The following is a 2464-nucleotide window of genomic DNA, read 5'->3' as shown; positions in this document are numbered from 1 at the left end:
TTTTAAATATAGAGGATTACTTTGATAGAAATTTATCAAGTCTTGCCATTTTTCTTCATCTAATAATTCTCTATTTTTGAGCATATTACACGCTTCTTTTTCTGTTAAACCAGTTAACTGAAATAAACGTACTGGTGAGTCATCATCGATAAAGTTGAAAATTTCTAAGGGTGGTTCCCAACTGTTGAGAATAAAACAACTATTGTGAGGAAGTTCGCCGATAATTTTAAATAGGTTGCCATAGTTTTCATATCCTGGTTTGTAGTTACCAATAAGTTGCCCAGTGTTGAGTATTTGTTGTACGTCATCTAGAATAATTAGACAACGCATATCCCGTATTTTTTCGATGAGCATTGACAGTTGAGCATCGGTGTTATTGGGGAGGTTTATTTCTGTTACGTTGGAGATAATTTCAATTAAGTTTTTGAGAGTTTCGTTTAGGGGTGGAGATGTGCGGAGGGTGCGCCAGATGATGTGGTCGAAATTAGATTCTATTTCTGGGATGAGGTGACGAATAATTGTGCTTTTACCGATACCGCTTATTCCTGAGACGGTGATGAGACGACAGCGATGTTTGACTATCCAGGTTTTGAGGGTAGTAAGTTCGGTGGAGCGATCGTAGAATATTTTTTTGATGTCTGGTGCGTCTCGGAGGTCAAGTTTTTGTAGTGGGGTGTTATTTTCGTTTGCTGTTTGTGTAGTGGGTAATTTTTGTTTGGTTTCTGGGGAGTGGGTATTGTCTGGACAGAGATTAATGTTACCTTTTACATAATTACTTTGTCGTCCGAAATTAAATACATTTGAAATATTAGAAACTTGATATCTTTCCATTGCAGCGCGGAAATTTGACTTATGAATTTTTTCATTTAATTCCTGAGAAATAAGTTGCCATAAATTTGAAGCGACATTACCAACATGACATTTAGTGCAGTGGTATTCTTGAGCAACCTTTGAGTATTTTTCCCCTTGCCAAGTAGCGCGTAATATGGCTTTTTGCAGACTATCAAGGTGTTTGCCAGTTTTGTCGAAAACTATCTCATCAACAAATTTCAATACTTCATTAAAAATCATCAGTTAAATTTAACTAGGAATTTATTCCTATTATATATGATGTTTTCTGATCTTTATGAAATAATCTGATTTTTTATGACCTAATGAAGCTTAAAAACACATGATATTTATGAGATTTTATGAATTGTGGGTATTAGTATCACTTGTGTTAAATTATTAAGTATGAGATTACTTGGTGAAGCCATAAAAATTTTTTTTACTTTTAAGCAAGGGTAGTCCCACATAGTAATGGTATATAGGAAAAAGAAATACCTGGCATGGGAGCAAGATGCTCCCACTGTTCTTGTAACAAATATTGCCGAACAATACACGAAAATTACAATGCACTACCACCTAAATAAGTAATCTGAATCAATAAGTGTTTGGAGAATATCTAACTTATGAAAACTAGAAAACTTCAATCTATTTTTTTATCTTTAGGTGTTATTTTATTGCCACTGACAGTAAGTAATTTAGCATTAGCAAACATTTCTGCCAAAGGATTAAAAACCACCTTAAATAGAACCTTATCAGGTACATACGACGAAGGAACTTGGGGAGGTAAAGGTAGTAACGAAACATGGAATCATTCATGGACAATGGTAGGTGATGAAGCTGTTCAATTGAATAATATTAAAGAAGTTGATGGTGAATTTACAGCCAATTTAAAAATAGCTTGGAAATGTAAACATACTAGAGAAGACTATAATTTTGCTGGTGTCAGAAAAGGTAAATATGATGATAGATATTCTGGTTATGTAACTGCAGAAGTTGCTGTAGGAAGTATAGCAGGTCAATCAAAGATTTTTGTAAACAACATAAATAACACATATCGAAATTTTCGATGTGGAAATAGTCTTGTAAGTAAACTCAAAAAGCTAAATCAATCTGAACTATAAAATTGTAAATCAGCTAGTAGTATAGTTGGCAAATATTGATGATACTAATAAATTTCAAATCTTGTCATATTTGCCGATTTTATTTATTAGTCAAACTCTCTATATAATCTATAGAAACTACGAAAATTAAATCTATGTTTTTCAATGGAAAAAAACGCCAAAAACAAGAAGAGCTTAAGAAAGTAATTAAATTACTTTCTCAACTAAATAACAAAACATCAACAGTCGTAAAAAATCGACATAATCCATCATTTAAAATAACTAAAGCCCTTTGGGGAGCTGTTAGGTTAGCTCTATTTTTTTGGAGAATATATGGAGGGGCAGAACCAGCAATGGCAGACGTTTTTGAGGATTTATATTTTGATGGAGATGAAATAGATATTAGTGACATTGATCCGACAGTTCTAGATAGTTTCACTGATATATTAGAAAGTTTAGACGATCTAGATTTTGATGAATTATATCTTAATGTTGAATATATTGATGTTAGCGATTTAACCTTAGATGAATTACAG

The 2464-nt window shown here is 32.7% G+C and carries 3 protein-coding genes; 2 read left to right on the top strand and 1 reads right to left on the bottom strand.

Annotated elements, in window-relative coordinates; all coding sequences use genetic code 11:
• The coding region (locus AFK68_RS01800; RefSeq protein ID WP_094671163.1) for an ATP-binding protein at nt 1-1071 on the bottom strand (1071 nt) is incomplete at its 3' end.
• 380 nt (nt 1072-1451) lie between these two features.
• Between AFK68_RS01800 and AFK68_RS01795 the strand changes: the two genes are divergently transcribed.
• A complete protein-coding gene (locus tag AFK68_RS01795; protein ID WP_094671161.1) occupies nt 1452-1949 on the top strand; it encodes a hypothetical protein in 498 nt (165 codons plus the stop codon).
• Nucleotides 1950-2083: 134 nt separating this feature from the next.
• On the top strand, nt 2084-2464 hold a 381-nt coding region (locus tag AFK68_RS01790), incomplete at its 3' end, for a hypothetical protein (RefSeq protein WP_143437416.1).

This window comes from Hydrocoleum sp. CS-953 (genome assembly GCF_002260545.1).
In the GTDB taxonomy this organism is placed as follows: domain Bacteria; phylum Cyanobacteriota; class Cyanobacteriia; order Cyanobacteriales; family Microcoleaceae; genus Trichodesmium.
This window is presented reverse-complemented; position numbering and strand designations above follow the sequence as displayed.